The organism is Anaeromyxobacter sp. (assembly GCA_016718565.1).
Taxonomy (GTDB): domain Bacteria; phylum Myxococcota; class Myxococcia; order Myxococcales; family Anaeromyxobacteraceae; genus JADKCZ01.
This window is the reverse complement of record JADKCZ010000002.1, coordinates 123,380-139,566: the sequence shown is the minus strand read 5'-3', so window position 1 is coordinate 139,566 and position 16,187 is coordinate 123,380. Positions and strand designations below refer to the sequence as shown.

The 16,187-nt window shown below is 77.4% G+C and carries 14 protein-coding genes; 5 read left to right on the top strand and 9 right to left on the bottom strand.

Annotated features, from left to right (window positions below; all coding sequences use genetic code 11):
* Window positions 1-75 precede the first annotated feature (75 nt).
* From IPO09_07375 to IPO09_07365, 3 genes are read right to left on the bottom strand one after another with little or no spacing between them, the layout of a single operon-like run.
* A complete protein-coding gene (locus IPO09_07375; protein MBK9517167.1) occupies window positions 76-540 on the bottom strand; it encodes a hypothetical protein in 465 nt (154 codons plus the stop codon).
* Between the two features lie 4 nt (window positions 541-544).
* Window positions 545-1,627, bottom strand: a complete 1,083-nt coding sequence (gene apbC, locus IPO09_07370; GenBank protein MBK9517166.1) for an iron-sulfur cluster carrier protein ApbC — start codon at window positions 1,625-1,627, stop codon at window positions 545-547.
* Between the two features lie 56 nt (window positions 1,628-1,683).
* Entirely contained in the window at window positions 1,684-2,073 is a 390-nt protein-coding gene (locus IPO09_07365) for a hypothetical protein (GenBank protein MBK9517165.1), read from the bottom strand.
* A 183-nt stretch (window positions 2,074-2,256) separates the two neighbouring features.
* On the opposite strand from IPO09_07365, the gene IPO09_07360 reads away from it, so the two are divergent.
* On the top strand, window positions 2,257-3,192 hold the full coding sequence (locus tag IPO09_07360) for a magnesium transporter CorA family protein (GenBank protein MBK9517164.1): 936 nt from the start codon (window positions 2,257-2,259) through the stop codon (window positions 3,190-3,192).
* Here the strand turns inward: IPO09_07360 and IPO09_07355 are convergent.
* On the bottom strand, window positions 3,189-4,310 hold the full coding sequence (locus tag IPO09_07355; protein MBK9517163.1) for an RNA 3'-phosphate cyclase: 1,122 nt from the start codon (window positions 4,308-4,310) through the stop codon (window positions 3,189-3,191). The genes IPO09_07360 and IPO09_07355 overlap by 4 nt on opposite strands.
* Window positions 4,311-4,409: 99 nt before the next feature.
* Between IPO09_07355 and IPO09_07350 the strand changes: the two genes are divergently transcribed.
* From IPO09_07350 to IPO09_07335, 4 genes are all read left to right on the top strand, one after another.
* On the top strand, window positions 4,410-5,648 hold the full coding sequence (locus IPO09_07350) for an anion transporter (protein MBK9517162.1): 1,239 nt from the start codon (window positions 4,410-4,412) through the stop codon (window positions 5,646-5,648).
* A gap of 197 nt (window positions 5,649-5,845) precedes the next feature.
* Window positions 5,846-6,439, top strand: coding sequence for a sigma-70 family RNA polymerase sigma factor (locus IPO09_07345; protein MBK9517161.1), 594 nt, complete (start codon window positions 5,846-5,848; stop codon window positions 6,437-6,439).
* Window positions 6,436-6,957 carry an anti-sigma factor gene (locus IPO09_07340; GenBank protein MBK9517160.1) on the top strand — a complete coding sequence of 174 codons (522 nt, stop codon included), beginning with the start codon at window positions 6,436-6,438 and terminating at the stop codon, window positions 6,955-6,957. The genes IPO09_07345 and IPO09_07340 overlap by 4 nt, the downstream gene beginning before the upstream one ends.
* Before the next feature lie 11 nt (window positions 6,958-6,968).
* Window positions 6,969-8,840, top strand: a complete 1,872-nt coding sequence (locus IPO09_07335) for a hypothetical protein (protein MBK9517159.1) — start codon at window positions 6,969-6,971, stop codon at window positions 8,838-8,840.
* A gap of 1 nt (window position 8,841) precedes the next feature.
* On the opposite strand, the gene IPO09_07330 is transcribed toward IPO09_07335, so the two are convergent.
* The 5 genes from IPO09_07330 to IPO09_07310 form a co-directional block, all read right to left on the bottom strand.
* Window positions 8,842-10,629, bottom strand: coding sequence for a cyclic nucleotide-binding domain-containing protein (locus tag IPO09_07330; protein MBK9517158.1), 1,788 nt, complete (start codon window positions 10,627-10,629; stop codon window positions 8,842-8,844).
* Between the two features lie 81 nt (window positions 10,630-10,710).
* Complete coding sequence (locus IPO09_07325) at window positions 10,711-12,717, bottom strand: HEAT repeat domain-containing protein (protein ID MBK9517157.1); 2,007 nt, start codon at window positions 12,715-12,717, stop codon at window positions 10,711-10,713.
* 74 nt (window positions 12,718-12,791) lie between these two features.
* Window positions 12,792-14,138, bottom strand: coding sequence for an rRNA pseudouridine synthase (locus IPO09_07320; GenBank protein ID MBK9517156.1), 1,347 nt, complete (start codon window positions 14,136-14,138; stop codon window positions 12,792-12,794).
* Window positions 14,135-15,295 (bottom strand): SMC-Scp complex subunit ScpB, encoded by a 1,161-nt coding sequence (scpB, locus tag IPO09_07315; GenBank protein ID MBK9517155.1) that lies wholly within the window; start codon window positions 15,293-15,295, stop codon window positions 14,135-14,137. The genes IPO09_07320 and scpB overlap by 4 nt, the downstream gene beginning before the upstream one ends.
* Window positions 15,292-16,182, bottom strand: coding sequence for a segregation/condensation protein A (locus IPO09_07310; GenBank protein ID MBK9517154.1), 891 nt, complete (start codon window positions 16,180-16,182; stop codon window positions 15,292-15,294). The genes scpB and IPO09_07310 overlap by 4 nt, the downstream gene beginning before the upstream one ends.
* Between the last annotated feature and the right edge of the window lie 5 nt (window positions 16,183-16,187).

Here is a 16,187-nt window from a genome sequence, read left to right as displayed (position 1 = left end):
ACGGGCGCTGGTTCACGGGTGCCTCCGCACCCTGAGGCTCGGACCCGGACCGGCGACCCAGCCAGCCCCTCGGTCCTACCCCTCCTCGGCCGGTCCGTCGCCCTTCTTGCGGGCGCCGGCCCGGCGGGCCTTCACGTCGGCCTTGACCTCCGGCTCGAGCGTCCCGTCGTCGTTCGGTCGCACCCGGATCTCGGCCTTGACCTCCACCACCATCGAGGAGAGCGCGCGGGCGAACTCCCGCCGCACCGCCTCCGACTCGAAGAAGCGGCGCACCTCGTCCGAGAAGATCCGCAGGATCTCGTCCTTGGCCCCGCTGGCCTGCGAGCCCAGGAAGCCGATCAGCTCCTTGGGCAGCTTCCACTCGCGGGCCAGCCGGCGCGCCCCCTCCTCGGTGAGGAAGATGGCGCCCATGCCGGCCAGCAGCGCCTTTCGCAGGGCATCCTGCAGCCCGCCGGCCGGCCCGGCCGCCTCCGCCCCCGGCTCGCCCGCGGGAGGCGCCTCGCCGGGCTCGCGGCCGGGCTCCTGCTTGGGATCGGCCACGGCGTCAGGCCCTCGGCTGGGAGCCGATGACCGGCAGGCGGGGGGCCTTCACCACCTGCTGGCTCACCGCCCCGGCCACGTTGCGGGCCATGTCGAAGAAGGCCCGGGCCTGCGTGCTGTCCGGCGCCCCGGCGCAGATGGGCACCCCCTTGTCGCCGCCCACCCGGATGGCCAGGTCGATGGGGATCTCGCCGAGGAAGCGGATGCCCATCTTCTCGGCCGCGTCCTTGGCCCCGCCCTTGTCGAAGATCGCGGTCTCGTGCTGGCAGTGCGGGCAGATGAAGGCCGACATGTTCTCCACCAGGCCGAGCACCGGGATGCTCACCTTGTCGAACATGAGCTTGGCGCGGATGACGTCGGCCAGCGCCACGTCCTGCGGGGTGGAGACCAGCACCACGCCGGCCGCCTTGACGTTCTGGGCCAGGGTGAGCGGGATGTCGCCGGTGCCCGGGGGCAGGTCGAGGACCAGGTAGTCGAGCTCGCCCCAGGCCACGTCCTTGAGGAGCTGCATCAGGGCCCCGGTGGCCATGGGGCCGCGCCAGATGAGCGCCTGCTCCGGGTCCACCAGGAAGCCGATGGACATCACCTTGATGCCGTGGGCCTCCAGCGGCGTGATGTGGTGGCCGTCGGCCGAGGTGGGCTTCTCGGTCACGCCGGTGAGGATGGGCACCGAGGGGCCGTAGATGTCGGCGTCCAGGATGCCGACCGAGGCGCCCAGCCTGGCCAGCGCCACCGCCAGGTTGATGGCCACGGTGGACTTGCCGACCCCGCCCTTGCCGGCCCCGACCAGGATGATGTTCTTCACGCCGGGGGTGAGCTGCCCCTGGGCGCCGGGCATGGAGCGCACCTGGGCGCCCCAGGTGATGGACACGGCGGTGGCGCCGGCGCGCCGCAGGGCCGCCTCCACGTCCCTGGAGATGGTGTCCTTGAGCGGGCAGGCCGGCGTGGTGAGCTCCACCTGGAGCGCCACCGCGGTGCCGGTCACCGTGAGGTCCTTGATCATCCCCAGGCTGACGAGGTCCCGGTGGAGCTCCGGGTCGTTGACGGTGCGGAGGGCGGCGAGGGCGCTGGTCTGGTCGATGGGCATATGGGCCGCGCTCTTATAGCCGCGCCACCCTGGCCGGACAACGCTCCGTGGCCCCTTCACTCCAGGGCGTCCACCCGCCACCCGCCCGCCTCCAGGGCCAGCCGGGCCTCCCGGCCGGGCGAGACCGCCAGGCAGAGCCCGCCGGCGCCGGGGCGCAGCGCCGCGCCGGCCGCCAGCAGGGCCTCCACCCGCTCGGCCGCCTCCCGGGCCACCGGACCGGCGCCGCGCCAGTCCGCGCCGAGCTGGGTCGGGGTGAGCGCGCCCCGCCAGCGCGCGGACAGGAGCCCCCAGGCCTCGGGCCAGCGCCCGGCGCGGGCGGCGGCGGTGAAGCGTCCCAGCACCTCCCGGCCTGCCTCCGGGGAGGTGGCGGCCGGTGCAGGCGGTCGTGCGGCTCCCGGGCCGGCGCACGCCGACCCGAGCCCGGCGGCGGCCAGGGCGGCCAGCAGGCCGGCGCGAAGGCGGCGCCGGGGAGCGGCGGCCAGGCCCCGGCTGGCCGGGCGGGCGGGGGCGTCGGGGCGGGGCGGCACCCGCCGAGAGGTACACCAGGCCGCCCCGGCGCGCCACGCGGTGCTACGCTGCGTCCCCGCGCGGGCCGGCCCTACCAGCCCCCGTCGCGCTCTGGAGGGGGCATGCGGGTCATCCGGCTGGAAGGCGGCGAGGCGCGGGTGGGCGGCCAGGAGCTGGCCGGCCCGGGGGCGCCGATCTTCGTCGACCTGGTGTCCACGCCCGAGGACCTGGCCTGGTTGGCGGAGCGCTTCCACTTCCACCCGCTGGCGCTGGAGGACTGCGCCCACGAGGACCAGCGGGTCAAGTTCGACCAGTACGCCGACCACCTCTTCACCGTCATCCACCGGCTGGCGCCCTCCCCGGACGAGTCCGAGCTCGGCTCCACCGAGCTGAACGCCTTCCTCACGGCCGAGGCCCTGGTCACGGTCCACAGCGTGCCGCTCATCGAGGTGGACCAGGTCTTCGAGCGCTGCCGCCGCGAGCCGGAGCTGCTGGCCCGCGGCCCGGACTTCGTCCTGTACCTGCTGCACGACGCCGTCACCGACGATCACTTCACGCTGGCCGACGCGCTCACCGAGGAGGTGGAGCGCATCGCCGCCGAGGTGCTCTCGGGGCAGCCCGAGGCCGACGTGGCCGAGCGCATCGCGCGCTCCCGGCGCCAGCACGCCCTCTTCCGCCGCCGGCTGGCGCCGCAGCGGGAGATCTACGCGGCCCTCTCGCGGCCGGGGCTCGGGCTGGTCAAGGAGCAGACCGCCGTCTACTTCCGCGACGTGGTGGACCACCTGGTGCGGCTCACCGAGGAGGTGGACCAGGGGCGGGAGCTGCTCTCCTCCTCCATGGACGCCTACCTGTCGCAGACCAACAACCGGCTCACCAACGTGACCACCCGGCTGACCCTCATCGCCACCATCTTCCTGCCCCTCAACTTCGTGGCCGGGTTCTTCGGGATGAACCTGGAGATCCTGCCGCCCGCGGTGGCGGTGCCGCTGGTGCTGGCCTGCGTGGCGGTGGTGCCCCTGGGCATGTGGCTCTTCTTCCGGCGCAAGGGGCTGCTCTAGCCCCTCGGCAGCGGCAGCAGGCCGCCCGCCCCGCCCGGCGGCTGCACCCGCACCTCGCCGGGCTCGCCGGGCCGCCCCACCAGCGCCACCTCCACGTCGAGGAAGCGCTGCAGGACGGCGGCCGCGGCCAGCAGGTGCGGCGTGAGCTGGCTGACGGTGAAGCGGGTGGACGGCGGCGGCCCGGCCGGCGCCGGGACCAGGCCGGCGGCGCGCAGCGCGGCCGGCACCAGCAGCTGGTCGGCCAGCAGCGGGTCGAGGGCGCCGCCGGCGGTCAGGTGGTCCCGGAAGGCGGCCACCGCCAGGTCGGCCGCCTCCTCGGGGGGCCGGTCCGGCGGCGCCACCGCCCCGTGTCCGGTGCGGAGCCGCTCGAACGAGGCCAGCACCAGCACGTGGCCGCCCTGCGAGCCCTGCACCGGCAGCGGCAGCCGCTCCACCTCGGCGGGCAGGCCCAGCGCCCGCAGCGCCCGGGCGGCGCGGGTCGCCTGCCGGTCGGCCGCGCCGGCGGAGCGGCCGCCGGTCATCGACACCACCTCCACCTCGCGCAGGAGGCCCCGGTGGCCCAGGTCCAGGGCCGGCAGCGCGCGGGCCGGCGCGATGCGCGCCGCCAGCTCCCCGCCCCCGTCGGCGTGGAAGGCCGCCGTCTGCAGCGTGAGCTCCACGGCGAAGCCGAGGCGCGCCGCCGCGGCCGCCCAGGCCAGCGCCAGGAAGTGGAACGAGGGCGCCAGGGGCTGGTGCGTGCCGCCCCGCAGCGTGAGCGTGGAGGCCCCGCCGGCCAGCGCCAGCGGCCAGCAGAGCGCCTGCAGCAGCAGCGTGGCCGAGCCGCCCGGGCCGGCCTCGAGCACCAGCCCCTCCGCCGGGCGCACCGCCCTCCGCGGCCGGAACTCCAGGCGCGGGGAGCCGGGCGCGTCACCGCTCACCTCGGCGTCGCACAGGCCGGCGGCGGCGCGGATGGCCGCCACGTGGGCCGGGCGCAGGCCCGGCTCGGGCCGCCCGGCGCGGACCCGCAGCAGGCCGAAGGGGCGGCCGGTGACCAGCGAGAGCGCCAGCGCCGTCCGCAGCGTCAGGCCCCCGCCGTCGGCCCCGGCGCCGTCGAGCAGGATGGGCAGGTCGTCGGGCACGGCCCGACTCTAGCCCGCGCGACCCCGTGGTGCCGAGCGGCGCGGCGGGGCGGGCGGCCTGGCCGCGGGGCCGCCCTGCCCCGTGCTAGAAGGTCCGCCGTGCTGGCCGCGGTCGCCATCTTCACCCTCACCTACCTGGCCATCGCCGCCGGGCGCTTCCCGGGCCTCTCGGTGGACCGGCCCGCGGCCGCCCTGCTCGGCGCCGTGCTGATGGTGGCGGCCGGGGTGCTCACGCCGGCCGAGGCCGGCGCGGCGGTCAACGGCGAGACGCTCGGCCTCCTGCTCGGGATGATGATCCTCTCGGCCTACCTGGCCGAGGCGGGGTTCTTCCGCTGGGCCTCCTGGCGCGTCATCCGCGCCGCCGGCAGCCCGCGGGGCCTGCTGTGGGGCCTGGTCCTGGCGGCCGGCGCGCTCTCGGCCTTCCTGGTGAACGACACCGTCTGCCTCATGATGACGCCGCTGGTGGCGCGCCTCATCGACGACGCCGACCTGCCGCCGCTGCCCTACCTGCTGGCGGTGGCCTTCGGCTCCAACGCCGGCAGCGTGGCCACCCTCACCGGCAACCCGCAGAACATGATCGTGGGGACGCTCTCCGGCATCCCCTACGCCACCTTCGCCGGGGCGCTGGCGCTGCCGGCCGCGGCCTCGCTGCTGGTGGTGGCCGGGCTGCTGCACCTCCTCTTCCGCGGCGAGCTGCCCCGCGGCGCGCTCCGCTCCGGGGCCCTGCCGCGCCCGACGCTCGACCGGCGGCTGCTCACCCGCTCCCTCCTGGCACTGGGCCTGGCGGTGGCCGGGTTCCTGGTGGGCTTCGAGCTGGCCTGGACCGCCCTCTTCGCAGCCGCCCTGCTCATGGCGGTGGCCGGCCGGGCGCCGCGCGAGGCGCTGGCGCGGGTGGACTGGCCGCTCCTGGTGTTCTTCGCCGGCCTGTTCGTGGTGGTGGCCGGGGTGGGCCGGTCCGGCCTGGCCGAGGCCATGTTCCGGGCCATCGCGCCGGCCCTCGGGGAGGCAGCCCCCCGGCAGGCGGTGGTCTTCGGCCTCTTCTCGGTGGGGGCCTCGCAGGTGGTCTCCAACGTGCCGTTCGTCATCCTGGCCGGCGCCTGGATCCCCCACCTGGCGGACCCCACCCTCCTCTGGCTCGCCACCGCCCTCACCTCCACCCTGGCCGGGAACCTGACCGTGGTCGGCTCGGTGGCCAACCTCATCGTCCTGGAGCTGGCCGGCCCCAAGGGGCGCATCGGCTTCTGGCGGTTCCTGCGCTACGGGGCGGTGGTCACCGCGGCCACCCTGGTGACCGGCATGGGGATCCTGCTGCTGGAGCACCACCTGGGACTCTTCTGACCCGGCTCCGGGAAGCGTCGTGATCCTCGATGGTTCCGCGTGAACCAGGCCGGGTCGACGCCGCCCGGACGTCGTCGCGGCGCTCCCGGGCGGCGCCGGCGAAATAGCCGGGCCCGGTTCCCGTAGGAATCTGCATGGTTGCGGCTACTGCGATGGCGGAGCTAGGGTTCGCTTTCTCCTTCGAGACGGAGGCACGGCTGGTCCCACCGGCGAATCCGGACGCGGCGCTGGCCCGAGCGGCCTCGCGCGGGGACAAGCTGGCCTTCGCCAAGCTCGTCGACCTCCACAAGCGCTCGGTCTTCGGCCTCTGCGTCAGGCTCCTCCGGGAGGGCGAGGAGGCGCGCGACGCCGCCCAGGAGACCTTCGTGCGAGCGTACGCCGCCATCTCGACCTACGACGCCGCCCAGCCCTTCGCCCCCTGGCTCCTGCGCATCGCCCGCAACCACTGCCTCGACCAGCTGCGCCGCCGCATCCCGGCCGCCGCCCGCCTGGAGCTCGACGCCGAGCCGGAGGATGGCGCCCCGGCGCGCGAGCTGGCCGACACCGACTCGCCCGCCGCCGACGCCCTGCTGGAGCGGGCCCAGGTCCGCACCGCCCTGGAGGCCGCGGTGGCCACCCTGCCGCCCAACTACCGCGAGGTGGTGCACCTCTTCCACGTGGAGCAGCTCTCCTACAAGGAGATCGCCGCCACGCTCGACGTCCCCATCGGCACGGTGATGACCTGGCTGCACCGTGCCCGCGGCAAGCTGCGCGACGCCCTCACCACCTCCGACCTGGAGCTCCGGTCATGACCACCTTCACCGGCCACCTCACCGACGCGCAGGCCCAGCGCCTCCTCGACGGCCTGCTGGACGCCGCGGCCGACGCCGGCGTCGAGGCCCACGCCCGCGGCTGCCCGCACTGCGCCGCCCTGGTCGACTCCTACCGGCTGCTCGGCGAGGCCCTCGACGACCTGGCCCTGCCCGAGCTGCCGGCCGACTTCACCGCCTCGGTCCTGGAGCGCATCGAGGTCGTCGAGGCCGCCGTGGCGCGCGAGCGCCGGCTGGCGCTGCTGGTGCTGGCCGGCGTGCTGCTGGTGGCCGGCGGGGCGCTGGCGGCGGCCGGGGCCGGCGGCCTGGCCACCACCGTGGGCGGCTGGGCCGACGGCCTGGCCGAGGCCACCCGGGCGCTGCGCTTCTCCCGCGGCGTCGTGCCCGGGGTGCTGGCGGCCATGCGCCTCCCCCTGCTGGTCGGCGCGGCCGCCTGCGCCGTTCCCCTGCTCCTGGCCCTCTCCCGGCTCATGCCGGTCCACCGCACCGAGACCATCTGATCGGATCCTCCATGCTCGCGCTCCTCGCCACCATCGCGCTCTTCCACACCGCCGAGGCCGAGCCGGCCAGCCCGGCCGCCCCCCCGCCGCCGAGCCCGCCGGCCCTGGCGGTCGAGGTGGAGCGGACCGTCCCCGCCCCGGCGCCGCCTGCCCCGGCGGCCCGGCCCGCCCGGCCGACCCCGCCTGCCCCTCCCGCCCCTCCGACCCCGCCCGCCCCCGCCTTCGGATCCGCCGTGCGGGCCCTCTCCCTGGCCGGCGCCGACGTGCTGCTGGGCGACTGGCCGGCCAAGCCCTCGGGCCAGCTGGTCACCATCGACGAGACCAACTCGGTGGACGACAGCGTCCAGGCCATCGCCGACGCGGCGGGGTGGAGCGCGGTGCTCAACACCGGCCGGGTGGGCGAGCGGCTGCTGGTGCTCAAGCTCAAGGACGTGCCCGTCGAGGAGGCGCTGCGCGCCGCCCTGCACGGCACCGGCCTGACGGCCACCCGCCGGGGCGGCGTGGTGGTGGTGGCGCCGTCCCTGGGGCCGGTGGCCGAGCGGCCGATCCTGGCCGGCTTCGACAAGCCCACCGGCAAGAAGTTCAGCGGCGACTTCCAGGACCTGGACGGCCGCGACGCGCTGCTGGAGATCGGGAAGCAGGCCGGCCTGTCCATCATGTTGCCGCCCGGCACCCTGGGCAAGGTGACGGCCCACTTCCAGGACGCGCCGGTCGAGGAGGCGCTCAAGGCCGTGCTGGCGCAGTCCGGCCTGCAGGGCGTGCGCGAGGGCTCCATCCTCACCGTGACGCCGCGCGAGGGCGGGCTGGGCGGCCGCTTCGAGTTCCGCGGCGAGCTGGGGCCGGAGATCGGCCGGACGGTGGAGGAGGCCCTGCGGATGGCCGAGCGCGAGCTGCGCCGGGCCGAGCGGGACGCCAAGGACCCCTCGCCGGACGGCAATCCGCGCGACCTCGAGCGGGTGGGCGGCGACGTGGTGGTGGAGGCCGGCCAGGAGACCCGCGACGTGCACGCGGTGGGCGGCAGCGTCACCCTGAAGTCGGGCGCCGAGGCGCGCGAGGTGGTGGCGGTGGGCGGCTCGGTGACGCTGGAGGCCGGCGCCAGCGCCCGCCAGGTGGTGGCGGTGGGCGGCGACGTGCGCGTCGGTCCGGGCGCCTCCATCGAGCAGGACGCCGTCTCGGTGGGCGGGCGCGTCCAGGTGGACCCCAGCGGCGACGTGGGCGGCCAGCGCACCGCGGTGGCCATCCCCGGCATCAGCGGCCTGCTCGGCAAGCTGTCGGACCGGCTCGACGACTCGGACTCCAGCCCCGGCTGGTCGCTGGCCGGGGCGCTGGCCAAGTACGCCGTCTACCTGGCGCTGGCGCTGCTGCTGCTGACCGTCTTCCCGAGGCGGATCGAGGCGGTGGCCGCCTCGGTGGTGGCCGACCCGGTCAAGTCGCTGCTGGCCGGCCTGCTCGGGCTGCTGGCCCAGCCCTTCGTCACCATCCTGCTCGTCGTCACGCTGGTGGGCATCCCGCTGGTGCTGGTGCAGGTGCTGGGCGTGCTGGTGGCCGGGGTCTTCGGCTTCACCGCGCTGGCCTGGTGGCTGGGGCGGCAGCTGCCGCTCAAGGTGTCGCGCGGGGCGGTGGTGCTGCAGCTGGCCCTGGGCCTGGGCATCATCTTCCTGCTGACCCAGATCCCGGTCCTGGGGTGGCTGGTCTGGGCCGCCGCGCTGATGGCCAGCTTCGGCGCGGTGCTGCGCACCCGCTTCGGCCAGGCGGGCGTGCTGCCCACCACGCCGATGGGCGGTCCGCCGCCCTACGCCCCGCCGCCGGCCCCGCCGGTCACGCCGCCGTACACGCCGCCGCCCCCGCCGCCGTACGCCCCGCCGGGGGACCCGGCGCCGTAGCTCAGATGAGGACCAGCCCGTCGGGCGTGTACTCGGCGTGGCCGGTCAGGATGGCGTCGAGCCCCTCCTGCCGCTCGTCGCTGAGCGTGGAGACCAGCTCCAGGATCTGGGGATAGGACATCACCAGCTCGTCGAAGTCGGCGCGTGGCAGCCGGAGCACGGTGCCGGCGCGCCGGGCGGTGATGGTGGCGGTGGCGCCCGACTTGCGCAGGCAGCTCATCTCGCCGAAGAGGTCGCCGGCCGCCAGCCGCCCGGCCAGCACCTCGGCCCCGGCGCGCCGGGTGGAGACGTCCACCGCACCGTCGAGGATGACGTAGAGCCCGTCGGAGCGCTCCCCCTCTCGGACCAGCACCTCGCCGGCCTCCACCTCGCGGGTGCGGAAGCGCTCGATGATCTGCTTGCGCTCGGCCCGGCCGAAGGGGCGGAGGATGGGGCTGACCGCCATGGCGTTGGCCAGCAGCCGCTGGCGGCAGAAGCGGCGCAGCGAGGCGGCCAGGTGCGGGTGGCGGCCGGCGATGGACTGGAGCACCGGGGCCGGCAGCTCCAGCACCTCGGCCGGCCCCTCGGCGGTGACCGTCGCCGAGCGCGGCGCGCCCGAGAGCAGCGCCATCTCGCCGAAGAACTCCCCTTCGCCCAGCCGGGCCAGCGGCACGGCCGCGCCGGTCTCGTCGGTGCGCGACACCACGAAGTGACCGGTGGCCACCACGAAGAAGCTGGCCCCGCCCTCGCCCTCGCGCAGCACCACCTCGCCGGCGGTGTAGCGGTGCAGCACCAGCCCCTCGGTGAGGGCCACGAAGGCCTCGCGGCCGAGGTCGGAGAAGAGCGGGACGCGCGGGAGCCGCGGGGCGGCGGCGGGGGCGGCGCGCGCCGGGGTGCGGGCGGGCGGCGAGGCCGGGGGCGTGGGGGCGGCGGACGGCGCGGGCCCGGCCGGCTCCACGGCCTCCAGCGGCTCGAGCGGCTCGAGCGCCGCCTCCGGCAGCGCCTCGAGCGGCGCGGGGGCGGCCAGCGGCTCGTCGCCCGCCAGCGGGCCGGCGTCCTCGTCCAGGTCGGGATCGAAGGCGATCCCCTCCTCCACCCCGGAGGCCAGCGCCTGCCCGGCGGCCGACATGATGAGGGCGAAGGCGGTCTCGGGCGGCTCGGGCACCGGCGGCAGCGTCTCCAGCGGCACCAGCAGGGGCGTGGCCGGTCGGGCGGGAGGCGGGGCCTCCCCGGCGAAGGGATCCGGCGGCGCGGCCGGCGCGTCGAAGGTGGAGCCGAGGTCGACCTCCACCTCGGGCAGCGGCTCCTCCGGCGGCGCCAGGGCGATCTCGATGGTCACCTCCGGCGTGGGGGGCGGCGGCGGGGCCTTGGCGCGCGGCGCCGGGGTCGGCAGCGGCAGCACCACCCCCCGCTCCGGCGTCGGCTCGGGCGGGAAGACCACGCCCGGCAGCCCCATGATGGTGCGGGCCGGGGAGCGCTGCCCGTCGGCGGCGGCGCGCCGCCCGTACAGGTCGGCCAGCAGCGCCTGGGTGGCCTCGTGGCGCGGGTCGAGCTCCAGGATGGTCTTGCAGATGGCGATGGCCTTGATGAGCAGGCCATCGCGGGCGAAGCGCTCGGCCACCTCGGCGTAGCGGGCCACCGCCTCGGCCACCTGCCCGGACCGGCGCAGCACCTCGGCCAGCTTCTGCCGCAGGCCCACGTCCCTGGGGTCTGCCTGCAGGACCTCGCGGTAGAGGTCGGCGGCCTTCTCCAGCTTGCCCCGCGCGGCCAGGTCCGCGGCCTTGTCCTTGAGCTTTCGGAGGTCGGCCATCAGGAGGAGTTCCTAACACGCCAGGGCTGGCTGGTCCCTCTTTCGACCGGAGGCGCCGGGAGGGGACGACCCCACGGCCGCTCAGGGCCTGCCGCCGGCGCGCCGCGCCGGGAGGCGGGCCAGCGCCTCCACGGCGGCCCGCCGCACCCGGCCGTCGTAGTCGCTGCGCAGCGCCTCCAGCCGGCCCGAGGTGGCCTCGGAGCGGAGCCGCCCGAGCCCGCGGACCGCCGCCTCGCGCACGTCGGCCCGGTCGCTGGTGAGGTGCGGCGCCAGCACCGGGCCGGCCTCCGGGCCCCCGAGGGCGGCCAGCGCCTCGATGGAGGCGGGCAGCGCAGGCGCACCGGGGGTGGAGACCAGCCGCGTGAGGGGGACCGCACCGGCCGAGGCCCCGAGGCGGGCCAGCCCCTCCACCGCGGCGGCGGTCGAGGGGCCCGACAGCAAGGCCGTCAGCCCGCCCACCGCCTCCGGTCCACCCGCCTCCCCCAGCGCCGCGGCCAGCGCGGCGCGCCCGGCGGCGTCGCTGGCCGGGGAGGCGGCCGCGGCGCGCACCAGCGGCGGCGCGCCCACCGGCCCCAGCCGGCCGAGCGCCCGGGCCGCGGCAGCCCGCACCTGCGGGTCGGCGTCGCCCAGCGCCTCGCCGAGCGGCCCCAGGGCGGCCGCGCCGCGCCGCACCGCCAGCCCCTCGACCGCCCCGGCGCGGATGGCCGGCGAGCCGTCGCCCAGGGCGGCCTGGAGCAGCGGCTCCACCTCGGCGCCCAGCCGCGCCGCGGCCAGGAGCACGGCCCCGAGCTCACGGGCGCCGGGCGGGTCGGTGAAGGCGGTCGGCCCCGGCCCGGCCACCCGTCGCTCGGCCGGGGGCGGCGCGGCGGGCGCCGGCAGCGCGGCCGGCGCCGCGCTCGCCAGGGCCGGCGCGCCGGTCGGCAGGGGCGCCCTGGCCTCCGCCACCTTGCGGGTCAGCAGGGCGGCGCGCTCCGCCAGCGGCGTGGCGGCGCCGGCCCAGCCCAGGCGCCCCAGGGCGCGCGCGGCGGCGGCCCTGGCCTCGGGGGCTCCGCCCGACCCGGCCAGGGCGGCGAGCAGCCGCCTGGAGGCCGTCTCGGCCTCGGCCGGCTCCAGCCGCAGCTCGGCCAGGGCCGCCAGGGCGGCCACCTCGCCGGGCGCCCCCAGGCGGGCCAGCAGCGGCCGCACCGGGCAGGCCTGATCCCGCAGGGTGGCCAGGCGCGCCGCCCGGGCCGCTCGCCCCGGCTCGACGCAGCGGAGCGCCACGGCGCACAGGGCCACCGCCACCTCGGGCGCCTTGGGGAGGGCCTCCAGCGCCTCCAGCGCTGTGGCGCCGGCCGGTCCGGGCCACTCCGCCACCGCCGCCAGCGCGTCGGCAGCTCCGGGGTCGCCGAGCCGTCCCAGCGCCCAGGCGGCGGCGGCCGCCACCTCCCGGTCGCGCCCCTCCAGCAGCTGCTCCAGGGTCGGCCGAGCGGTCCGGTGACCAGCCGCCCCCAGCCCGCGTGCGGCCGCCGCGGCCAGGCGGGGATCGGCGCGCGCCGGCCCTTCCAGCAGGGCCAGGAGCCGGGCCACCGCCTCGCTGCGCCCGCTGGCCCCCAGCTCCTCGGCCGCGCCGGCCCGCGCACGGCCGTCCTCGCCGCCCAGCGCCGCCACGTTGCGCGCCCAGGCCAGGCGGGCCTCCACCTCCACCGCCTCCCGCAGCGACACGCCCAGCCGATCCAGCGCGGCCGCGATGACCAGTCGCCCGGCGGTGCCCCCGCCGGCGTAGCCGGCGAGCAGCCGCTCGCGCCCGCCCGCCTCGGGCGGCAGCGAGGCGAGGCCGGCGGCGGCGGCGGCCACCACCTCGGGCTCGACGTCCAGCACCAGCGCCCCGAGCCCGTCGGTGGCGCGGACTCCGCCGATCCGCGCGAACCCCTCGGCGGCGGCCTGCCGGACCGCCGGGCTCGGATCGGCCTGGGCCACCAGCAGGGCCGGCAGCGCGTCCGGGTCGGCGGCGGAGAGCGCCCGCACGGCGGCGGCGCGGGCCAGCGGGTCGGCGGCGGTGAGGTCGCGCCGTGGATCGCAGGCCGCCAGCGCCAGCGCCGCGGCCAGCCAGCGGGCCAGGCCCTGGTGGCGCCGCCGCCCCGCGGGCGAGGACGACCACCCCCCGCTGGCCGGGCCGGGGCTCAGCGCCCCTTCCCCCCGCCGCGCGGCGCGCCCCCGGGCCGCCCGCCCCCGGTGCGTCCGGCCGGCCGCTTGCCCTGCGGGCCGGCGGCCCCGGCAGGCCCACCCCGCCCCGGCGCCGACGACCTGGGCTCGCCGCGCCCACCCTGCCGGTCGAGCCGCTCCTGGCCTGGACCGCCGCGCCAGCCGCCGCCCTTGGAGGGGGCTCCACCGGCGCGCGCCTGCCGGTCCTGCCTGGTGCCGACGCCGCGCTGGGTGCGGGGCGCTGCGGCTGCCCCGCCGGCGTCGCCGCCGCGCCGCTCCGCCCCGGCGTCGCGCCCGCCGCCGCGCGTGCTGGCCGAGGGGCCGCCGCGCCCCCCGCGCGCCTCCACCGGCCGCCGCCGCAGGCCCGCCACGGCGCGGCCACCCCGGTGCGTCGCCGGCTCGCGCCGATCCCGCCCCTTGCGCCCCCGCGCGGCGACCTCCTCCGCCTCCTCGGCGCGCCGCTCGTCGCGGGCGCGGTCGGCCGGCTGCTGGTCCGAGGCGGCCGTCTGCGACGGCGGGCCGTGGCCGTGGCGCCGCCCCGCCTTGGGCAGGTCCAGCGGGAGCGGGTTGCGCCCCTCCTCGCCGGGCTCCACGCTGGCCGAGCGCTTCATCATGGACAGCTCCTCGCCGGTGAGGTCGCGCCAGCGCCCCGGCTGGAGCCTGGACACCGTCACCCCGCCGAACTCCGGCCGGTAGAGCCGCAGCACCGGCAGCCCCACCGCCTCGAAGAGCCGCTTCACCAGGTGGTTGCGCCCCTCGCCCACCACGATCTTGACCCAGGTGTTCTTCTCGGCCTTCTCGTGCACGTCGGCCAGGAGCGCCCGGGCCGGGCCGTCCTCCAGCCGGACCCCCTCCACCATGCGGCGCAGCGCGGCCGGATCCGGGTCGCCCTTGGTCTTCACCAGGTAGATGCGGCGGTGGCCGAAGCTCGGGTGGGCCAGCCGGTTGGCCAGCTCCCCGTCGTCGGTGAAGAGCAGCGCCCCCTCGGCGTCGTAGTCGAGCCGGCCCACCGGGAAGACCCGCTCCTCCACGCCCTTCAGGTAGCCGCGCGCCGTGGGGCGCCCCTGCGGATCGGAGAGCGTGGTGACGCACCCGGGCGGCTTGTAGAGCAGGATGTAGCGGCGGCCGGACTTCCGCTCCACCTCGGCCCCGTCCACCACCACCAGATCCTTGCCCGGGCTGACGCGGGTGCCCAGCTCGGTGACCACCTGCCCGTTCACCCGCACCCGTCCGGACTGGATGATGGTCTCGGCCTTGCGGCGCGAGGCCAGCCCGGCGTCGGCCAGGAACTTCTGCAACCGCACGCCACCGGTGGGCAGGCTCATGGTGCTCCCTCCTCGTCCGCGGACCCCGCGGGCTTCTGGTCCAGCGCGGCCTCGGCGGCGCGGGTGGCGCCGTCGGCCTTGGCCAGGGCGGCCTCCAGCTCCTCCAGCGCGGCGTCCGACTCGGCCCGCCTGGCGTCCAGCTCGGCCTGCGGCCTGGCCTCGGTGAGCTCGTCCACCAGCCCGGCCAGGGGCGCCTCCTCCTGCTTCTCCACGATCTCGCGGTGCTCCACCGACAGCTCGGCGAACTCGCGCAGCGTGGGCAGCGAGGCCAGGTCCTTCAGGGCGAAGAACTCCAGGAACTCGCGCGAGGTGCCGTAGAGGATGGGCCGGCCGGGCTCCTCCTTCTTGCCCAGGATCTTGATGAGCTTGCGCTCCAGCAGCGCCTTGACCACCGCGCCGCAGTCCACCCCGCGGATCTCCTCCACCTCCGGGCGGGTCACCGGCTGCCGGTAGGCGATGATGGCCAGCGACTCCAGGGCGGCGCGGGTCAGCCGCTGCGGCTTCACCTTGAGGAAGCGCCGGGCGAAGGTGGAGTTGTCCGGCGAGGAGCGCAGCTGCCAGCCGCCCGCCACCTCGTGCAGCACCACGCCGCACGGCCCCTCGCGGTAGTGGCCGGTGAGCTTGTCGAGGGCCTTCTCGATGCGGGGGGCGTCCACCCCGGTGGCCCGGTGGATCTCCTCCACCAGCAGCGGCCGCTCGGCCAGGAACAGCAGCGTCTCCACCACGGTGCGGACCCGGTCCGGGCTGAGCCGCCGGGCGGCGCCCACCAGCTTCTCGAAGGGCTCCTCCTTGTCGTCGGCCACCTCGATGTCGGCCGGCTCGACCTCGTCGAGGGCCGGATCGCTCTTGGCGTCCTCGGCGGCCTGCAGCGCCTGCAGCTCCTCGGGGGAGACCGCGGCCCGCCGGCGGGCGGCGCGGGGCCCGGCGGGCGCCTCGGCGGCGGCGGGGGCCTCGGCGGGCTCGGCGGGTACGTCGGGTTCGGCGGGGGCCTCCTCGGTCCCGGGGCCGCCCTGGGCGCCGGCCTGCTGCTCGGTCGGGGCGCCTGCCACGGCGGCCTCGACGGGTGGGACCACCTCGGGGACCGCCTCGCCCGGGGTCTCGGGCTGGCCCGGCTCGGCCGCCGCAGCCTGCTCGGCCGTCTCCTGCGGGTCGCTCATCGGTAGTCCTCCTGCGCGCCGGCGGGGGTCCCGTCGCCGAGGGTGTCCTTGGCCTCGACCAGGATCTCCGCCCCGGCGGCGCCGGCCTCGTCGACCGAGGCCTGGTAGATGCGGATCAGCTTGAGCTTGGCCATCTCCAGGATGGCCAGGAAGGTGGCGATGATGGCCGAGCGGGTGTGCGGCGCCGCGTCCGGGCCGGCCAGCAGCTCCTCGAAGGTGGCGCGGCGGTTGAGCCGCAGCACCTCCACCACCCGGGCGATGGCGTCGGTGATGCTGAGCCGATCGGTGAAGATCTCGTGCTGCTTCTCCGGGCGGGCGTGCTTGAGGACCCGGTCCAGCGCCTCGATGAGCTTGAAGACCGAGACGTCGGCCAGCCCCTCCGGCCCGTCGCCGCCGGCCGGCCGCTCGCTGCGGGCGCGGCGGGTGAAGACCGTCCGATCCAGGATGTCGCGCTGCCCCAGCTCCTCGCCGGCCGCCTTGTACTTCTGGTACACCAGCAGCCGCCGCACCAGCTCGGCGCGCGGGTCGTTCCCCGCCTCCTCCGGCGAGGCGGCGTCCTCGGCCACCTCGGTGCGCGGCAGCAGCAGCTTGCTCTTCATGAGCATGAGCTGCGCCGCCATGTCGAGGAAGCCGCCGGCCAGGTCGATGTCGAGCTCGCGCATGAGCTCCAGGGTGGCCAGGTAGCTCTCGGTGATGCGGGCGATGGGGATGTCGAAGAGCTGGACCTGGTGCTCCTTGACCAGGTGGAGCAGCAGGTCGAGCGGCCCCTCGAAGGGCGGCTCGCCGGGGCGGAAGGGCGGCAGCGAGACGCGGAAGGGTTCGTCCGGGCGCGCCAGGGGCGGCCCGTCGGCGCCCTCGGCGCCCCGCTCCTCCCGCTCGGTGGTCATGTCCC